The 18490-nt window shown below is 61.1% G+C and carries 12 protein-coding genes and 7 pseudogenes; 11 read left to right on the top strand and 8 right to left on the bottom strand.

The genetic code is table 11. From position 1 onward, the window contains the following. Positions 1-270: 270 nt before the first annotated feature. The 4 genes and pseudogenes from OMK73_RS10845 to OMK73_RS10825 form a co-directional block, all read right to left on the bottom strand. Complete coding sequence (locus OMK73_RS10845) at positions 271-927, bottom strand: flavin reductase family protein (protein WP_045242991.1); 657 nt, start codon at positions 925-927, stop codon at positions 271-273. A 27-nt stretch (positions 928-954) separates the two neighbouring features. Then, positions 955-1941, bottom strand: a complete 987-nt coding sequence (locus tag OMK73_RS10840; RefSeq protein ID WP_267602018.1) for a tripartite tricarboxylate transporter substrate binding protein — start codon at positions 1939-1941, stop codon at positions 955-957. A gap of 106 nt (positions 1942-2047) precedes the next feature. After that, the gene (locus OMK73_RS10835) at positions 2048-3307 is read right to left on the bottom strand and encodes a serine hydrolase domain-containing protein (RefSeq protein WP_267602017.1); all 1260 of its coding nucleotides are present in this window, start codon (positions 3305-3307) and stop codon (positions 2048-2050) included. Between the two features lie 449 nt (positions 3308-3756). Beyond that, positions 3757-4482: pseudogene (locus OMK73_RS10825) on the bottom strand (SDR family NAD(P)-dependent oxidoreductase). 756 nt (positions 4483-5238) lie between these two features. On the opposite strand from OMK73_RS10825, the gene OMK73_RS10820 reads away from it, so the two are divergent. From OMK73_RS10820 to OMK73_RS10780, 10 genes and pseudogenes are all read left to right on the top strand, one after another. Then, on the top strand, positions 5239-5610 hold the full coding sequence (locus tag OMK73_RS10820) for a tautomerase family protein (RefSeq protein WP_045242993.1): 372 nt from the start codon (positions 5239-5241) through the stop codon (positions 5608-5610). Between the two features lie 180 nt (positions 5611-5790). After that, complete coding sequence (locus tag OMK73_RS10815) at positions 5791-7131, top strand: MFS transporter (RefSeq protein WP_267602095.1); 1341 nt, start codon at positions 5791-5793, stop codon at positions 7129-7131. 143 nt (positions 7132-7274) lie between these two features. Beyond that, positions 7275-8027 (top strand): SDR family oxidoreductase, encoded by a 753-nt coding sequence (locus tag OMK73_RS10810; RefSeq protein ID WP_267602015.1) that lies wholly within the window; start codon positions 7275-7277, stop codon positions 8025-8027. Between the two features lie 287 nt (positions 8028-8314). Then, the gene (locus OMK73_RS39100; protein WP_420715503.1) at positions 8315-8905 is read left to right on the top strand and encodes a transposase; all 591 of its coding nucleotides are present in this window, start codon (positions 8315-8317) and stop codon (positions 8903-8905) included. Positions 8906-9047: 142 nt separating this feature from the next. After that, a pseudogene (locus OMK73_RS39095) lies at positions 9048-9443 on the top strand (transposase); the annotation flags it as partial. Between the two features lie 228 nt (positions 9444-9671). Then, positions 9672-10958, top strand: a complete 1287-nt coding sequence (locus OMK73_RS10800; RefSeq protein WP_267600424.1) for a transposase — start codon at positions 9672-9674, stop codon at positions 10956-10958. A gap of 241 nt (positions 10959-11199) precedes the next feature. Then, positions 11200-11349 carry a hypothetical protein gene (locus OMK73_RS10795; RefSeq protein ID WP_267602014.1) on the top strand — a complete coding sequence of 50 codons (150 nt, stop codon included), beginning with the start codon at positions 11200-11202 and terminating at the stop codon, positions 11347-11349. An 808-nt stretch (positions 11350-12157) separates the two neighbouring features. Then, positions 12158-13282, top strand: coding sequence for a Fic family protein (locus OMK73_RS10790; protein WP_267602013.1), 1125 nt, complete (start codon positions 12158-12160; stop codon positions 13280-13282). 211 nt (positions 13283-13493) lie between these two features. After that, positions 13494-13589 (top strand): annotated as a pseudogene (locus OMK73_RS10785) (IS5/IS1182 family transposase); the annotation flags it as partial. Positions 13590-13646: 57 nt separating this feature from the next. After that, positions 13647-13799: pseudogene (locus OMK73_RS10780) on the top strand (IS6 family transposase); the annotation flags it as partial. Positions 13800-13803: 4 nt separating this feature from the next. Here OMK73_RS10780 and OMK73_RS10775 read toward each other — a convergent pair. The 4 genes and pseudogenes from OMK73_RS10775 to OMK73_RS10760 form a co-directional block, all read right to left on the bottom strand. Continuing rightward, positions 13804-14430, bottom strand: coding sequence for a trimeric intracellular cation channel family protein (locus OMK73_RS10775; protein WP_267602012.1), 627 nt, complete (start codon positions 14428-14430; stop codon positions 13804-13806). Continuing rightward, positions 14427-15697 (bottom strand): annotated as a pseudogene (locus OMK73_RS10770) (amidohydrolase). The gene OMK73_RS10775 and the pseudogene OMK73_RS10770 overlap by 4 nt, the downstream one beginning before the upstream one ends. A 65-nt stretch (positions 15698-15762) precedes the next feature. Further along, positions 15763-16167, bottom strand: a pseudogene (locus OMK73_RS10765) (SDR family NAD(P)-dependent oxidoreductase); the annotation flags it as partial. Positions 16168-16257: 90 nt separating this feature from the next. After that, positions 16258-17718, bottom strand: a complete 1461-nt coding sequence (locus OMK73_RS10760) for an efflux transporter outer membrane subunit (RefSeq protein WP_267602011.1) — start codon at positions 17716-17718, stop codon at positions 16258-16260. An 85-nt stretch (positions 17719-17803) separates the two neighbouring features. On the opposite strand from OMK73_RS10760, the pseudogene OMK73_RS10755 reads away from it, so the two are divergent. Beyond that, a pseudogene (locus OMK73_RS10755) lies at positions 17804-18416 on the top strand (TetR/AcrR family transcriptional regulator). Positions 18417-18490: the final 74 nt, after the last annotated feature.

Raw genomic sequence — 18490 nt, 5'->3', positions numbered from 1 at the left:
GCTTGCGCACCAGGTGTCAAGACTTCTCTAAAAAGCTCTAGTTGCATTCGTAAGGCCCGGACCGCCCTCAGGCGGCGTCCAGCAGACCAGCGTATCGGCGTCCGACCACCCAGCGGTTCAGGCGTATCGCGGGCATTCGGATGAATTTCAAGTATTCACCCACGGTGGAATACCGCATGGCCTACCATGTCCATGGCCGGCGGTTGCGGCAGCACTAGGCCGGCATGGGGGTGTTGCATCTCCTAGGCATGTGACGTCTTGCGGACGGTGCTATCCCTTGCCGTGCGACGACGGGCTGCTAGCGCCCGCGAGCCGCGCGATCTGAAAGACATTCTCTGGCGAGACCTGGACATAGTCATTCAGTCCGCCGGACCGCATGATCGGATATGCCTCGGCTGTCTGATACACGCCGTCTTTCAGGAGTGTCTTGTCGATGTACACGGCCACGACTTCGCCCAAGACGAGCCAGCCACCTACCTTTTCGCCTTCGGTGTTTCGGAATTGCACGATGTCGATCACCTTGCATTCCATAGCCGCGCGGCTTTCGCCCACCCGCGGGACGTTGACCTTGCGACCCGCCACGGCCGTGAGGCCGGCGAACCGGAACTCGTCCTCGCCGCGCGGAAGCGGTGATGAGGTCTGGTTCATCTGATCACCGAGTTCGCGGGTGACCAGGTTCCAGGTGAACTCACGCGTTTCCGATGCGTTTTGAACGCTATCCTTCCAGGCGATCGAAGAAAATCCGATGATCGGTGGGTCATAGTTGAACGCGTTGAAGAAACTGTAGGGCGCGAGATTGACCCGCCCCTGCGCGTCGCGTGACGAGATCCAGCCGATGGGTCGCGGTGCCACCAGCGCATTGAGCGGGTTGTGGCTCAGCCCGTGGCCCTCGGCGGGCTCGTAGTAGTGAAAGTCTCGAACGGTCATAGTATGGGCCTTTCCGGCGCGGCAGCGTTATTGCGCCACCAGATTAAGGGTCTTTGCGATGTTGACAAACTTTTCGTTCTCTACGCGCAAGAAGGCCGCTGCCTGCTGCGGCGTCATTGAGTCCAGCTTGCGAAAGCCCTGCGCAGTAGCGAGCGCGAGGAATTCCGGGCTGTCGTTCCACTGCTGGAAGGCCCTGCTCAGGCGCGCGACAACGGCATCGGTTGTGCGCGCGGGCGCGAACAAGCCCGTCCAGATGCCGAATTCGAAGTTCTTGAATCGAGTGTGCTCGCTCAGCGTCGCGACATCCGGCATGAGCGGATGTCGCTTGGCGCTCGCGAAGGCGATGGCCTTGATCCGCCCGGTCTGAACCATTCCTAGGATTGGCCCCGCAAGAGGAACAAACGCGAGGTCCACCTCGCCACCTGCGACGGCCGTGGCCATGGGAGCGATGCCTTTGTACGGCACCTCCAGCAACTTGACGCCGACCCGCTCCTGGAATTCAGCGGCCGCGAGATGAGCGAGCGTGCCCTGGCCCCAGTGGGCAATGGAAAGCTCCTTCGCGCCACGCTTTTGCATGTGTTCGAGGAGCGCGGTGAGGTTGTTGAAAGGGCGGTCGGGATGACTGACCAGGACCATGTCCGAAATCCCGAACGAACCGATGAGCTTGAAGCTGTCGAACGTGTACTTAGCCGAAGCGACCGTGAGCGGCGCCACCAGTAAATCCGGACCCGCCGTCGCGAGCAGCGTGTATCCGTCTGGCGACGCCTTCAACACATTCATCGCCGCGATGGAGCCGTTCGCACCGGGCATATTGTCGATCACGAGAATCTGCCCAAGGGCGCGCTCCAGCACGGGTGCGGATGGACGCACTGAAGCGTCCACCCCGAACCCGGGCGGGTAAGCGACCTTGATCAGGATGGATTTGTTTGGATAGGGCTGCGCCGTCGCGGCGGCGGCGCAGCAAAGCGCGACTACAACAGCGGCATCAAAGAGTCTGCGAGTCAGTGTTTTCATGTTTGTCTCCGTGCGCCGGTCAAACCGGTAAAGTGTTGTGAAGGAAGGAGTCATGTCATAGACCCTGCGCCCTCGATCCTGAAGGGCGGTGACCGCCCTTCAGGCATCAGTTCGGCGAGGCGTAAACGCTCTTTTCAAAACCGTAGAACACGTCCACGGTTCTCGGGTCCACGGACGGCAGCGACTGCATCATGGCCAGGCCTGCGATGTTCAGGGTGGGGTCGATCCAGAAGTACGTATTGGCCAGCCCCGCCCAGGCCAAGCTGCCGGCACTGCGGCCGGTGGGCGCCGCACTCTCGTTGATCATGAAGCCCAGGCCCCAGGTCTTGGGCACACCGGGGAAGAATTCCACGTCGCGCGAGAGAAAAGGAATCTGCGTCGGTAGCTTGCTCACGCGAAGCGGCCCCATGGCATTGCGCGACATCAGGGCCACCGTCTCCGGCTTGAGGATCTGGTTGCCGTTGCCCCGCCCCGCATTGAGGATCATGCGCATGAACTTCAGGTAGTCGTTGGCGGTCGAGTACAGGCCTGCGCCGCCCGACTCGAACTCGGGATCCTGCACTGTTCCCAGATCGATCACGGATAATTTTCCGTCGTCTCCGCGCAAATGCATGCCGGCCAGTCGGGTGCGCATGGCCGTGGTGATCTTAAACGCCGTGCTGTCCATGCCCAGCGGTCCTGTGATGTTGCGCTGGAAGTAGTCACCCAGGCGCAGGCCGCTGGCGGCTTCGATCAGCTGGCCCACCCAATCGATGCCGATGCCATAATTCCAGCGCGTGCCGGGGTCGAAGCACAGAGGCACCCGCAGCGCCGCTTTCTGCCCCGTTAGGATGCCGGGGACGTTCTGCGTGCGGTAGTAGCGCTCCAGGTCCGCGTTCCAGATCTCGTAGGTAAAGCCGGACGTATGGGTGAGCAGATGCCGCAGGGTGAGCTGGCCCTCGGCATCTCGCAGTTCGGGCGCGCCATTCGTGTCCCAGCCCTCCAGAACCTTGAGAACGCCCAGCTCGGGGATCACCGCGGACGCTGGACCGTCCAGGCTCAACTTGCCCTGCTCGACCAGCTGCATGGCTGCGGCGCTGGTGATCGGCTTGGTCATGGAGGCGATGAGCATCACCGTGTCCATGTCCATCGCTGCGGAGGCGCCGAGCGCGCGCGCTCCCTGCGCCGCGGAGTAGAGGGTCTCATCGCGAGTGATCACCGCGGCGGCTACGCCGGCTGTGTCGCCGGATGCGACGGCACGGGTCAGCACGGAATCGGCGTTGGCTTTCAGTGCGGCGGTGTCATCCGACGACGAGCGGCAACCGGCGACCGGCAACGCTGCCAGCGCGACGGAGGACTTGAGAAATGTGCTGCGACCTTGTGCCAAGGTTTGTCTCCGTACACCGGTCAAAACCGGCAAATTGTTGTGAAAGAAAGAGTGATACGTTGAAGGCTTAGCCAGCTACGGCGGCCCCGAGTCATGCGTGCAAATTCGTGAGGGTGTGGGCGAAGCGCTGACAGGGGTACGCGCGGGCCGGGTTTTGAGCCGCGAAATACATGCCCAGCGGTTGTGGGAGGTCTGGGGAGCCATCGCATCAAGTGCCTCGCACTCGTCAAGTTGGCTCCGATTCGCACTGCGGCGCGACAATGATTTGCGGTGGGGCATAGAACCGGCCGACCGTGGCGCGGGCAAAGAGGTAGCTGCTACGGGGACGCTCGACCAATGCGTCCAGGACGACGTGGCCGCTGGCGTTGCAAGGGAAGACGAACGCTTCTCCGTCAGTAAAGAGGGAGCGGAAGCGCAGCTGGAAATCTGCGGTTGGCACCGTCCGGGTCTCAGAACGTTTCCATCCAGGGCCGCAGTTCCATCTCGTCGTCCAGGCATCGCGGACTGCTGATGCAAATTCCAGTAAGCATTTGCCATCGAGCTGGGTTGAACGATTCCATCCTGGTCCTTCAGCGCATAACGCTCGGGGAAGTTGTCGCGGATGAACGCCGTGTCGTTCGCGGCGTCGATTGCGGGATGCGCGACGTGGATTCCCTTGCGGCCCAGTCCGCAGGCCATGCTTTGCGCGAGCGCGCGCAGCGCATGCTTGGCGCCGGCGAATGCAGCAAGACCTTCGCGTCCGCGCAAGCTGGCCGGCGCGCCCGTAAAGATGATGGTGCCGCGACCCCGCGGCAGCATGACCTTCGCCGTTTCGCGACCCATCAGGAAGCCGCCGAGGCAGGCCATCTCCCAGACCTTGGTGTAGACGCGAGTGGCGGTCTCGGTGGTGCCGAAGCGAACATTGGCGCCGATGTTGAAGACCGCCACTTCGATCGGCGCGATGTCCTTCTCGATCTGCTGCACCAGCGAGATCATGTCGTCCTCCTTGCGCGTGTTGGAGCCGAAGCCGTGCGCCTCGCCGCCTTCGGCCCTGATCTCGTCACCAGGGGCTGGAGCTTGTCAACAGTTAGGCGGGTAACGCATGCGATGTAGCCCTCTTTGGCAAAGCACTTGGCGATGGCGCCGCCGGTAGCGTCGCCGGCTCCAATCGCCAGAATGGCTTTCTTGTCTGCCATGTGAATTGCTCCATGGATGAGTAAGAGGGCCCGGGGCCGCACATGAGGTGCGTTTAATAAACGTACGTTTAGTAAAAGAAGCGTATGTTATCGTCAACCCCCTGTCAACAAGGGTTTCCTCCATCCATTCTTGAGTGTGAGTCGCTGCGCTTTCCGGTCGATGCTTTCCGCGACCCCGGGGATCGGGGTCAGGCAGTGCTCGCTGAAAGACTTTTCTGCACGAAAGGCCAAATCGGCCGCGCATGTCTTGCCGAGCAGGCAGCCCTTTTTTCGTCGACCGATATGACTTCGCTGGCCTGACGTCTCCACCGATACCGCCCCTTACCTGAACTGCTTCAAGGTGGCGCCGGCCTTCACGCGTCTGATCGGCGCGTCACTGTGGCTGACTTGAGGACCTGACGTCGCCGGCCGCAGTTGTGGGGCCATCTGTCTATTACGCCATGAATAGCGCGATGTTCAGCCACTGCGTCAGCGCACCGGGCGCGTGGCCTGTGAGTTGCTCGACCGTGGAGGTTGACTCCGCCCGACTCTCTCAACGTGCAATCTGGCAGGTGCCAAACGAGTGGGCAATGTTTGCGACACTACATACGTCGCACAGGGGCACCGGCCCACCGATAACGAGCTTGGCCTGGATTGGCGGGCCACGACGCCATGTCATGGCACTTCCAAGCAAGTGGTGGCGCCCCGTTGCAATCACCGGCGGCGACGTTCCGAGAGACTGAGGCCTCAGCAGCCCTAACTTCACGGAGACATAACATGCCTATCATTGTTTGCGAATGCAAGGTCGGAATCGAAGCTGGCGTCAAGGCCAAGATCGCCAGCGAGTTCACGAGCGCGATCAGGGAGATCATCCTTTCGCCGCTCGACTTGATTAGCGTCGTATTCCATGAAGCCACGCCCGACAACCTCTACCGTTCGGGAGAGCCCACTTCCGAAACGCTGATCTTCTGCCACATACGTGATGGGCGCAGCGACGGCGCCATACTATCGCTGGCCAAAAAAGTGAGCTCGATCTGGAGCGCGTGCACGGGGGCAACGGAGGACGAAGTCGAGGTTCTCGTCACACTGTATCCCGCCAAATACGTCGTGCGCGGCGGTGAACGCCTGCCCGAAGCCCCTCGCGTGTGAGGGTGATGCAGCCTGCTCGGACTGAGGGGACCGCCCTTTTCTATGCAAGGGCGGGCGTTGGCTGTGAGGTCTCGGCCCAGAATGTGGCTACTGCGCCGCATACCGAACCTCAAACCGATAATAAAAGGAGACAAGTCAATGAAACCAATCCGCCCTGACCTGGCACCTGCACATTCAAGCATGCACCGGATAGACGTTCACAAACTGGCCGACGAGGCCAAGTTCAACAGCTTTCACTGGTCCGTGCTGATCTGGTGTTTCGTGATCCTAGTGCTCGACGGCTACGACCTGGCGGTCGCCGGCACCGCGCTTCCGTCGATCATGAAGGCGATGAATGTCGAGGCCTCGACCGCGGGCTTCATGGCCAGTTCGGCGCTGTTCGGCATGATGTTCGGAGCGATCGCGCTCGGCGCGCTGGCCGACAAGATCGGCCGCCGCTGGGCGATCTCGATCTGCGTGTTTCTGTTCAGCGCCTTCACCGCGGCCGCCGGGTTCACCAACGACCCTATCACCTTCAGCGTGATGCGCTTCCTCGCCGGGCTCGGCATCGGCGGCGCGATCCCGAATGCGGCCGCGCAGATGACCGAATACTCACCGAAGAAGGTGCGCAGCGTGATGGTCACGCTGATGTGCTGCGGCTACGCGGTCGGCAGCATCCTCGCCGCGCTGCTCGGCAAGCAGTTCATCGAGACCTATGGCTGGCAATCTGTGTTCATCGCCGCGGGCGCCGCAGTGGTGCTGATCCCGTTCATCCTCAAGTACATGCCTGAGTCGCTGCCATTCCTGATCAAGCAGCAGGACCACACGCATCTGCGCGAAGTGATCCGGAAGATCCGACCGGACATGCGGCTCGAGCCGCACGAGGAGTTCCTCGTTCCGGCCGAGGACAAGGCCGAAGGTCCGACCGTAGGCAGGCTGTTCCTGGACGGCCGCGGCTTCAGCTCAGTGATGTTCTGGGTCGCCTATATGACCTGCCTGTTCATGCTCTATGCGCTCAGTTCGTGGCTGGTCAAGCTGATGGGCATGGCCGGCTACAGCCTCGGTTCCGCGCTGAACTTCCTGCTCGCCTACAACGCCGGTGCAGTCGTCGGCGCCGTCGGTGGCGGATGGCTCGCCGACAAGCTGAACATCAAGTGGGTGACGACCGCATTCTTCGGGGTCGCCGCGGTCTCGCTGACGCAGCTCGGCTACGGCGCGCAGCCGCTGTTCCTGATCGTTGCCGTCGTCGGCGCGTCGACGCTGGGCACGCAAATCCTGCTGTACGCGTATGCCGGGCAGTTCTACCCGACGTCGATCCGTTCGACGGGACTTGGCTTTGCCTCGGGAGTCGGGCGCATCGGCGCGATCGCGGCGCCAATCGTGATCGGGCTGCTGGTCTCGATGAAGCTTCCGCTGGTGCAGAACTTCCTTGCCATTGCAATGGCCGCGGTGATCGGCGGTGTCGCGGTTGCTCTGATCAAGCACAAGTCCTCGGCCTCTTCGCGTAGCCACGACTCGAGCGCGGTCGGGCAGCGGCCTTAATGCTCGACCCGTTGCGAGCGTACGAGCTGGTGGAGAGCCCTTTCGCCGACCTGCCTGCTGGAAGCGGCGAGCGCGTGCACCCAGGCGCCAGAGGACGAAGTCGAGGTTCTCGCTCCGACTCACAACCAACCAAGGAAACTTCCATGTCCCGCAAACTTGAAGGCAAGATCGCAATCGTTACCGGTGGATCCACCGGTATCGGGCTCGCTACCGCTAAGCGGTTTGCTAGCGAAGGGGCGCATGTCATTGTCACCGGTCGCCGACAGGTCGAACTCGACGCCGCGGTGTCCGCGATCGGTAACGCTACCGGCATCCGGGTCGACTCATTGAACATGGCCGAACTGGACACGCTGTTTGATCGGGTGAAATCGGAAAAGGGTCGGATCGACGTACTGTTCGTCAACGCCGGCGGCGGCTCGCTGATGCCGCTCGGGAATATTACCGAGGATCAGTATGACGACATCTTTGGCCGTAACGTCAAGGGCGTACTGTTTACTGTACAGAAGGCTCTACCATTGCTAGCGGACGGTGCATCAGTCATCTTGACTGGCTCCACCGCCGCCAGTGGCGGCACCAAGGCATTCAGTGTCTATGCCGCCTCAAAGACCGCAGTACGCTCATTCGCCCGCAACTGGATTCTCGATTTCAAGGGTCGCGGTATCCGGGTCAACACGCTCAGCCCCGGACCCACCAAGACGCCAGGCTTGTTTAACCTGGCCGGGCCCGACGCCGCACCGCAGCAGGGAGTACTCGACGCTCTGGCCTCGCAGATCCCAATGGGCCGCGTCGGCGATCCGGACGAAATTGCCAAGGCGACGGTCTTTCTTGCCTCCAACGATTCAAGCTTTGTCAACGGCATTGAACTATTCGTCGACGGTGGTAAGGCTCAGATCTGAATATCGCAGCAGTTGGGCGGAGCTGGCCACCTGATGCAGATTCCTGATTCCCATCATGAGCAAAGTCATCACCGCTGCGCTGTCACCTCCAGCGAAAGTGTGGATACCGCGCCCGTCTACTGATTCCGCCAAGCCGGTTGCTCCGCTCAATAGATCGCCTCGGGTGCGTAAGACCGCGGACTTGAGCATGGCGGTGAGAATTGTCACGGAGCGAGAGCGGGCGCATACCCCCGTGGCAGACTAGTTGACGCCTCTAAATTCCTTTCAAGAGAAAGATAGAGGCATAGATGAAAGCAAAGTATTCTTCGGCATTCATAGAGCAAGCGCGGGTCAAGGCGTATTCCCGCGGAGAGCGGACAGTACATGCCGTGGCGGAAGATCTGAATGTCAGCTATCACACCTTAAAGAACTGGATGAAAAAGAAACCGGCAGGCCAGGTTGGCGCGCTAGCGCAGCATGAGAGACGCCCGCAGGAGTGGCGGGCGGAAGAGCAATTGCTGGCGCTGCAGGAGACGCACGGTCTGTCGGAGGAAGCTTTGCATGCATGGTGCCGGGAAAAAGGCTTGTTTGCCCATCACCTGGCGGAGTGGAAAGCCGCGTTTTGTCTCCATGGCAAAGGTGTCGCGACCGGTGCCGGTCCGGAGTTGCGTGGGCTGAAAGAAGAAGTAGAGCAGCTCAAGCGAGCGCTGCAGCGCAAAGACCGCGCCTTAGCGGAGGCGGCGGCATTGCTGGTGCTGCAAAAAAGTTCCGAGCGCTCTGGGAGGACGAGGTCAGATGACCGCCCTGACAGAGCGCAATCAGATCATTGGTTTGCTGGAAGAGGCCATGACGATGGGGGCACGGCAGGATCGGGCTTGTACCGCGATCAATCTAAGTGAGAGCACCTTGCAACGCTGGCGGCGCGATACGCAACGAGGCGATCAGCGGTCTATGCGCGTGCAACTGCCTAAAAACCGACTCAGCGCCCTGGAGCGCCAGCGCGTGTTGGCAGTGGCCAACTCGGCCGAATTCGGTCATCTCAACGGCAGCCCAATGAAGGGGGCCACGATGCTCGCTACTCTGCAAGCGCTGGGCGTCGCGCCCTCGTTCAGCCGCCCCGCGGTCAGCAACGACAACCCGTTCTCGGAATCGCTCTTTAGAACGATGAAATACCGGCCCACCCATCCATGTCGGCCGTTCGCCACTGTGTTCGCCGCCCGGCATTGGGTCGACACATTTGTACAGTGGTACAACCACGAGCATCGTCATAGCGCAATCAACTTCGTCACGCCCGCGGAGCGACATGCCGGCCTGGACACTGCGCTGCTCATCCAACGCGCTGCTGTCTACGAAGCTGCAAAAGCACGGCACCCGCATCGCTGGAGCGGCCCGATTCGTAACTGGCAGCCGGTCCTCGTCGTCCATCTCAACCCCGATCACCACGCCACCGAACAGCGACGCCAACCATTGGAGGGCTTAAACTCAAAACTTCTCAACTTTAGACATTCAGGCCCGCTCAACGAGCGGGTTGGAAACGGATTCAAGAAATCGAAAAATGCTTGACATGGGGCAATGATCGTGTGGCCGCCGCGCTGCTTGCGCGGGTTTTAGCGCAAGCAGCGCGGCGGCCAATGAGGATCGTTTTCGGTCCTCTTGCGATTGCCCATGTCTTTGTCCAACCGTGTACGACTGTGTCTGTCCGAATGGATCAACCTTCTGCTTCTGGCCGTGCCAATTCGCTCTCGCGGGAGCTTTGTCGAGCTGCTGTGCGGCTGTATGGTTTCGCCAGAAGGCTGGGTGACGCGCGCTATCAGCGCCATCGCGCGACGCAGGCACTGGACGACCTACTACAAGCTTCTCGGGCGCGGCAGCTTGCGCACCGTGCGTTTGGCCCGCCAATTGTTCTTGCTGGTGCTCACAGTGCTGCCATGCGATGTGCTGACACTGGTCATCGACGATACACTGGTGCCGCGCTCCTCGGAGCAGGCGCCCGGTTGCGCGTATCGCCACGACCACAGCCGCAAGATCAATCGGCCGCAATTCATACGGGCCCAGTGCTGGGTTACGCTGGGCGTGAGCGCGCTGGGCAACGGCGGGGTCAACCTGGTGCTGCCAATTCTCTCGCGGCTGGTGCCAAACACCGGCAACCGCAACAAGCTGAAAATCGCGCTGGTGCTGGTCCGCTCTCTGGCGGGCGTGGCCAACAAGCCGGTGCGCGTACTGTTCGATTCGTGGTTCATGCGCGCCCGCCTGGTATTGCCTTTGCTGCGCAGACAAATGCACGTGATTGGACAGGCGCGCATCGACACCGCGCTGTTTCTCGTGCCGCCACCGCCAACCACACCCAGACGTGGTCGCAAGCGCATCTATGGCGAGCGCCTGAACGCCGAGGCCATCGAAGCACTGCCCGCGATCGAACTGCGCATGCCGCTCTATGGCAAAGACCAGCAGGTTCGCCTGCGCTCTGCCGAGGCCCGCGCGCGCTTCCTCAAGGGCGCGTTGGTGCGTGCCGTCTGGTGCCAGTTCTTCGATGCGAAGAAACAGGCCTGGACCAAGCCCCGTCTGCTGCTCGCGAGCGAAACGGACTTGAGCGCCCAGGAGATCGTGCAGTTGTACGCGCGCCGCTGGGGCATAGAACCGCTGTTTCACAATCTCAAGCGCTGGTTCGGCGTGAGCAATCTCTGGCAGCAATCGCGCACCGTGCTGGAGTTGTGGATGCAAATTCGCTCGATGGCCTGGACTTTGAACCAACTGCTGAGTCTGGTGCTTGTCGAGACCTTCCCGATGAACGCGGTCGCACCATGGCGCATGAATCAGCCCGTCACGGCCGGTCTGGTCACGCAGTGGCTGCGCATGGAATTTACCGGACTTGCGTTTCGCGACGGCCTGAATCGCAAGTCCCAGAAATTCCAGTGGCCAACGCCACGCAACGACACGCGACCGACCTCGTAGGATTGCCCGCGCGCGCTTCTGACGGCGTCTCATCGCTGTTTCCATTGCCAAATCGCCTCGTTGACGACCACCGTCGCAGCCGGTGAGGCAGCCATTCGCATGTCTAATGTTGAGTCAAAACTTGCCGCTTAAAGTAAAAATTTTAGGCGTCAACTAGCTTGAAATCCGCCGCCGATGCCTCCTTGCTGCCTTTGAACGAATTCTGCCCCTTCGACGGCCGTCGAACCTGGCGCGGCAAGAGATGGTTCAGGCGATTCTGGCGGCGAGCGGCGGACTAACCGGGGAGGTATCGCGGGTGCTCAATGTCGCGACTGAACTCGCCATTCGCGACGGCAGAGAGGTGATCGAACTTGGCCACATCGAGAATGCAGCGCGAGGTCTCCTGTGCTGAGCCTGTGAGACCTTGGCCGGTGGCGCCACGTCCGTTTGACGACGAGGCCTTTGGCGGCTGGCTGGGGCGCTTGGCAGCCACGTATCGAATCAGCGTCCCCCAGCTATGGGCAAGTGGGCAGCTTGAGGCATTCCCCTACTTGCCCCGCTGTGGATGGCTGCTGTTTCCGCCGGTTGATGAGCTGGTGCTTGCCCGTCTCGCAGCGCTCTGACTCACGTTAACATGGCGATCCAAACACCAGCAGCGTGGGTGTCCGACCGGCGCGGCCTTTCATTCTGCTTCGAGTGCCTCGCTCTGAATCCCCTCGATGTCTTTTCGCCTCGCTGGGAAACGTGAGTGGCTGAATCCGGCGGCAACTGTCTGTGAAATTCACGATCACCGCCTCCAGGCCATCTCATCGTTCAGATTACACCAGCTCAAAAATCTCAATGCAGTGATCCGTTGGGTAGGGAAACAGTACGCGCGGGGGATCGCGAGTCGTTCCGAAGCCTCCTTGGCACGCCACGTTCGCAGTATTAGTGCGCACCATTCGCAGAATTAGCGATCTGCAACAGCTGGTGCACTGTCCCTGGCGAGCATCCCTTGATCGTCAAAATGCAATTAATCGCCAGGATTCCCCCAACCCTAAACAGGGGTTTGGCAGCACAGGCCACCTGCCAGAGGAGCGCCGCGGAGTGAGGGCCGAACGGAAGGGCCTTCAAGCACGACCAGCCAGCGTTGCCTTCTTGCAGTGAATATCAAGGACTATCACCGCACCAGGTGCGGCGAATAACTTGCGTCTGCGGAGAAAGTAGATCATAATCTCCGCATGGAAAGCGGAGATTACACATACATCTGGCAGGCCAGTGACTGGCCAAGCTGGCACTACGATCTGGCGGCCCTGGCAGTGCCTATGGCCGAGGTTAGTCGCGCCCAAGGACTGCTGATGGGGCGCTTGGCTGATGTTGGCATGGCTCTGCGCGATCAGGCGAGTCTTGCGGCGCTCACCGAGGATGTGGTAAAGACCAGCGAGATCGAGGGCGAACAGCTCAGCGTCGCATCCGTGCGTTCGTCCATCGCCCGCCGCTTGGGCGTGGACATCGGCGCACTAGCCCCGGTCGATCGTCACGTCGAAGGCGTGGTTGAAATGGTACTCGACGCGACCACCAATTGCCTTGCACCGGTCACCCGGGAGCGATTGTTTGGCTGGCATGCCGCGCTGTTTCCCACCGGCTACTCCGGCCTTGCCCGGATCAAGATTGGAGGCTGGCGTGACGACATCAGCGGTCCGATGCAGGTGGTGTCCGGCCCCATCGGCCGACAACGTGTGCATTTCGAAGCGCCGCCAGCCAATCGCCTGGAAGCTGAAACGAGCCGATTTCTCGACTGGGTCAATGGTGCGTCGAACGATCCGCCTCTGCTCAAGGCAGGCCTCGGCCATTTGTGGCTCGTCACCTTGCATCCGTTTGACGACGGCAACGGCCGTATAGCCCGTGCGATCGGCGACCTGCTGCTGGCGCGCGCCGATGGCAGCCCGCAGCGTTTCTACAGCCTGTCGGCGCAGATCCAGCGGGAGCGCCAGGCCTACTACGATATCCTGGAGCGGACCCAGAAGCGGTCGATGGATGTCACCAATTGGCTGGCCTGGTTCCTCGATACGCTGCATCGCGCCGTCGATCAGGCGCAGGACACCCTTGATGCTGTGCTGGTCAAGACCCGGTTCTGGCAGCGCTGGGCGACCACGCCACTGAACGAGCGGCAAGTGAAACTGCTCAACCGACTGCTCGATGGCTTCGAAGGCAAGCTCACCAGCTCCAAGTGGGCGGCGATCGCCAAATGCTCGCCAGACACCGCGCTGCGCGACATCACTGAGTTGCTCGCGCGTGGCGTATTGCGGAAATCGGATGCGGGCGGGCGCAGCACCAGCTATGAGTTGAACGACCTATCCGGGTAGGCACGCCTGCGGAAATGGCTTGGCTCGTGGGTGGAACAGCGCCTTCATGGCATTCGGAAGGAGACCAAGATGGGCTTCGTTCACCTCAAGGGAGTAGCCAAAAAAACAGGGAGGGCAAATCCGGCAGAAAGTGCGAGCATTGCGTACTGAGGCTATCGGAGAACCTCCGCGCGCATCTCGATCCAGGTGTTGAGAACCAGAATTAACGGTCCTCAACAGGGACTACGAGCGGCGTTCTGATGTGTCCGAGGCCATGGTCTATATAGCAATGGGCAGGCTGCTGCTACGCAGAATCGCCCATCCTTGAATTATCAAACGGGCTCTCATCCGTCGGGTCCGCCACCGCCGCCTCACGAGGCCACAGTGGCGGGCGGTCGACGAGCACGGCGCCGAACGGGACATCCTGTTGCAGAAGCGGTGTGACTAGGCCACAGCCAGATTCTTCTTAGGGGTGCTTCGTTCCTGTTCCGTGCCTCGCAAGATCGTCCCGCTTCAATACCGGCAAGTTGACAGTGCCCTGACTACGCCACATCCGTCTTATGGACAACAGGAAGGCTCCAGGAATAGCGCAGGGCAAGCAGGCGGATTGCGAAGCAGATCGACGCCGCAAACCAAGGCGTGACTGCTACCCTCCATTCCATGAATTGTCCAAGAACTTGTATGGCTGCGCCAACCAGTGCGGCGAGCGCATAGATTTCCTTCTGCAGGATGATCGGTACGCGATTGAGCACCACATCCCTCACCACGCCACCGCCGACAGCAGTCACCATGCCGAGAACGATGGCAACCTCGATGTTGTGGCCAAGCAGCAGCGCCTTATGTGCACCAACGACCGCAAAGAAGCCCAGTCCAAGCGAATCAAAAAAAACGACAGGATGCTTAAGGTGGTCAACGATTGGACGCGCCCAGATTGCCATCGCCGAGGCAAACACCGAGGTCGCGAGATACCGCCAATCTGAAATGCCCACCGGCGGTAACGAGCCTAGGCAGAGATCCCGAACGATTCCTCCGCCACAGGCCGTCATATAGCTGATCGCGACGACACCGAACAGATCGAGGCGCTTCTGTTCAGCGGCAAGAGCACCGCTGACTGCAAAAGCGAAGGTACCGAACAGGTCGACCAGGACAAAGAGACTGTGTTCCATCATGCCGCTCGATGACCGCAAAGCCACGCAGACGCCGCCGTCAGCATGGCCTGCAGCCCCGTTTCCAGCGTCGGGTGGATGACCGGCGCGAACTTGGGCGAATGATTGCTCGGTATCTTATTGATTTGCTTTTCCCTCTGGCCTGTGCATACACACTGGGGTCGGTACCGCCGATGAACCAGAAAACGTATGGCACATTCCACGTACGCCCGAAGATGCTGAAGTCTTCGCTGGCCGACGCCGGTGCTGTCTCATAGGCCTGGTCGCCAAACTGCGCTTTGACGGCTGCCGCGATCTTCTGGGTCGAGGCATCGTCGTTTTCGGTTAGTGGGTAACTGCTGAGGGTGGTGAACTCGGGCGGCCGCTCGGCCTTGGAGGCATCGCACTCAGCGCAGCAAATTCGCTTGACGGACGACAGCATGTACTCGCGCACATCTTCGTCGAAGGTGCGCATATTGAGCTTGATCGTGGCTTCGTCAGGAATGATGTTTTCCTTGGTGCCGGCCTGCAGCGAGCCAATGGTCAACACTGCATTGTCCAGCGGCGAGATTTCACGCGAAACGATGGTTTGCAGGCGCAATGTGGTGGCGGCGGCCATGATCACCGGATCGATGGCGGTCTGCGGCTGTGAGCCATGTGACCCGCGACCGAATAGTTTGATCTTCAAGCTGTCACCGGCTGACAGGATGACACCTGGGCGGTAGCAGACCGTTCCACTCAGTCCTACCATCACGTGCTGCCCCAAGATAATGTCCGGCTTGGGGAAGCGCCCCTGCCCCCAATCCTGAACCATGCTCGTTGCACCCCGGCCCACTTCCTCGCCGGGCTGGAACACGAGCATGACAGTGCCTTTCCAGGCGTCGCGATGCTCTGCAAAAGTGCGCGATGTCCCCATCAACCAGGTCACGTGCAGGTCGTGCCCGCAGGAGTGGGCCACGCCTACCTACACACCATCTTCATCTCTTGCCTTGACGATACTGGCATAGGGCAAGCCGGTATTTTCCGCCATGGGTAGTGCATCCATGTCGGCACGCAACATCGCGGTAGGGCCTTCGCCATTGCGCAACACGCCAACGACGCCTGTGACGCCCACCGCGCGCGTCACCTCGTAGCCCAGCGTTTCGATGTAATCGGCCGCGAGCTTGGCGGTGCGAACCTCTTGCATCGACAGTTCTGGGTGCTGGTGGATGTCCTTGTAGATCGTTTCGAGTTCCGCCAGCAGCTCTCCGCCGCAGGTAGTCAGGGCTTGGACGGGCGAATTCCGCGGCAGTTCGATCGATGGTTGAAGCGTCTGTCGCGCTGCGACGCTGCGGAAATGCGTAGGTTCGCGCAAAGCCCGAGCACCGAGCTGATGTTGACAATTCTTCCCGAACCTTGCTCGCGCATGTGTGGCAATACGGCTCGTGTGGTGCGCAAGATGCCAAACACGTTGGTGTCAAACAGCGCCTGCCCTTCGGCGATCGAGGTTTCTTCGGTCGCTCCGAGCAGCGTCACGCCGGCACTGTTGACCAGCACGTCGATGCGCTTGGCCTGCGCGATGATGGCCTGGATCCCCCGCTGAACAGAGGCTTCATCGCGGATATCCATCTCAACCAGTTCAACGCCCGGTAGCGGCTGCGCTTTTGCGAGGTTGCGCACGGTGCCGAATACCTGGCAGCCCCGCAACGCAAACTTTGCCGCGGTGGCACGGCCGATGCCCGAGGAAACGCCTGTAATGACGACAACTTTGGAATTCGACATGGCAGTTTCTTTCGATATGAGTGGTTCGGTGCTGCGGTAGAGGTTCGAGCGACGAGCCGTGCTGAATGCGCAGCCTCATCCGCAGAGTGACTATTTGCTAGCAACGGCGGTCGATTCGTTGGGCTGCCACCCACCGCCCAGCGCCTTGAAAGCCGCGACGGCGGCGCGCGCGGATTCGGATTGCGCCTGGGCGCGCGCGTCTGATGCCCGTAAAAGGCTTTCGTCGGCTTGCAGGACTTCAATCAGGCTGACGACACCCCTCTGGTAGGCGGCAAACGAAGCATTTCGCGCACGGCCGAGCGAATCCACGCCTTGCGTGAGCACGGCCGCTTGCTCCTCGCGCTTGACCAGAGCCGAGAAGGCGTCTTCCACATCTTCCGTGGCGCGCAGCATGGCGAGCCGGTACGCGGCGAGCATCTCCGCCTCTTGCCCCTTGGCCTGATCGATTTGTGCGTTGATACGGCCGAAGTCGAACAGGCGCCAGCGCAGGCCGAGCACGCCGGCGAATTGACTGGCACCGCTGCCGAACAGACTGCCGGCGCCCACCGATGTGGCGCTGCCCAGCAGGCCGCTGAGCGAGAACTTCGGGTAGTACTCCGCAATGGCGACACCGATGCGCGCGTTGGAAGCCGCTAGGCGACGCTCGGCAACGATGAGGTCAGGGCGGCGCCTCAGCAATTCGCCGGGCGATCCGCTGATCGCAATTTGCGGAGCCGCCGGGATGTTGCCGCCTTGCGCAAGCTCCGCCCGGTGGGTGCCCGGCAGCGAGCCGAGCATCACATCCAGCGCGTTCATCGCCGCATCGAGACCCGCCTCAAGCTGTGGGATGGAAGCGCGAACCTGAGCGAGTGCGCCTTCGGCCTGCCGGACTTGAAGCTCGGCCGCCAGTCCCTTGCCGTACAGCAGGTTGATGGTGGAGAGCAATTCCTCTTGCGTCTGTACTTGCTGGCGGGCCACCTTCAAGCGCGTCTGTAAGCCGCGGATGGCGATGTAGATGTCGGCAGTCTGTGCAGCCACGGTCAGCCGTGTGGCGACTGCACCCGCCTGGGAGGCCTGGTAGTCGGCAAACGCCGCCTCGCGGCCACGGCGCAGGCCGCCGAATACGTCCAACTCCCAGCTTGCATTGACATTGGCCTCAAAAGCGTCGCTGTAGCGGTCGAAGCCGGGCCGCGAATTCAAGACGCGGCCCAAAGGGGTTTCAACGGACTGGTACGCACGCGCGGCCTGGCCCGAGACATTGCCGGAGGGCAGCAGCGCGGCATTGGCAGCGCCAAGGCCCGCACGGGCTTGCGTGACGCGGGCGAAGGCCTGTGCAAGGTCCAGGTTTTGTTCCAGCGCGAGCTGCACGAACCGCGTGAGTTGCGGATCGCCAAAGCCAGCCCACCACGCAGGCAGGTCGGCTCCGGCATTGGCTGTCCGCTGCTCGACTGCCGTCTGGCCCTGGAATTGTTGCGAAACCGGCACATTGGGCTTCACATAATCGGGGCCGACGGCACAACCGGTCGCCAGGCTGGCAACGAAGAGGGCCATAAGGGAGTGTTTTGGCAACATGGACGTCTTCCATCTGGTTTTTGTGACTATAATACAAATTGGTCACAAGTTGTTCAACTATCGCGACTCGCGTAAGCTGGAGCCTATGAAGACCACCCCTACCCCGTTTCCGCCCGTGGCCCGGCGGACCATGACGTGCGAGACCAGATCGTTGCCGCCGCCACCGAGCACTTCAGCCGCTATGGCTACGAGAAGACCGCCGTTTCCGATCTGGCCAAGACCATCGGCTTCTCCAAGGCCTACATCTACAAGTTCTTCGAGTCCAAGCAGGCCATTGGTGAGATGATCTGCGCCAACTGCCTTCGCGAGATCGAGGCCGACGTGAGTGCCGCCCTCGCCGGTGCCAACTCCCGCCGGAGAAGCTCCGGCGCATGTTCAAAGCCTTGATTGAGGCCAGCCTTCGGTTGTTTTCCCACGACCGCAAGCTGTACGAGATCGCGGCCTCGGCAGCGACTGAGCGCTGGCAAGCGGTAATCGCCTACGAAGAGCGCATCCAGAAGGTGCTGCGCGATGTGCTGCAGGAAGGTCGGGAGACCGGAGACTTCGAGCGCAAGACGCCGTTGGATGAGGCCACGACGGCCATCTACCTGGTCATGCGCCCGTACGTGAATCCGTTGCTCTTGCAGCACAGCTTTGACTACACGGAAAGCGCGCCCGGGCTGCTCTCCAGCCTCGTGCTTCGGAGTCTTTCCCCGTGACGCGCAGATTTTTCTTTGTGACCATTGACTAAAGTGGTCACAAGAACCAGAATGAAAGCCCAGATCATCTCGTC

This window comes from Cupriavidus sp. D39 (genome assembly GCF_026627925.1).
Classification (GTDB): Bacteria; Pseudomonadota; Gammaproteobacteria; order Burkholderiales; family Burkholderiaceae; genus Cupriavidus; species Cupriavidus ulmosensis.
Note: the sequence above shows the minus strand (reverse complement) of the source record. Positions and strands in the feature narration are given on the sequence as shown.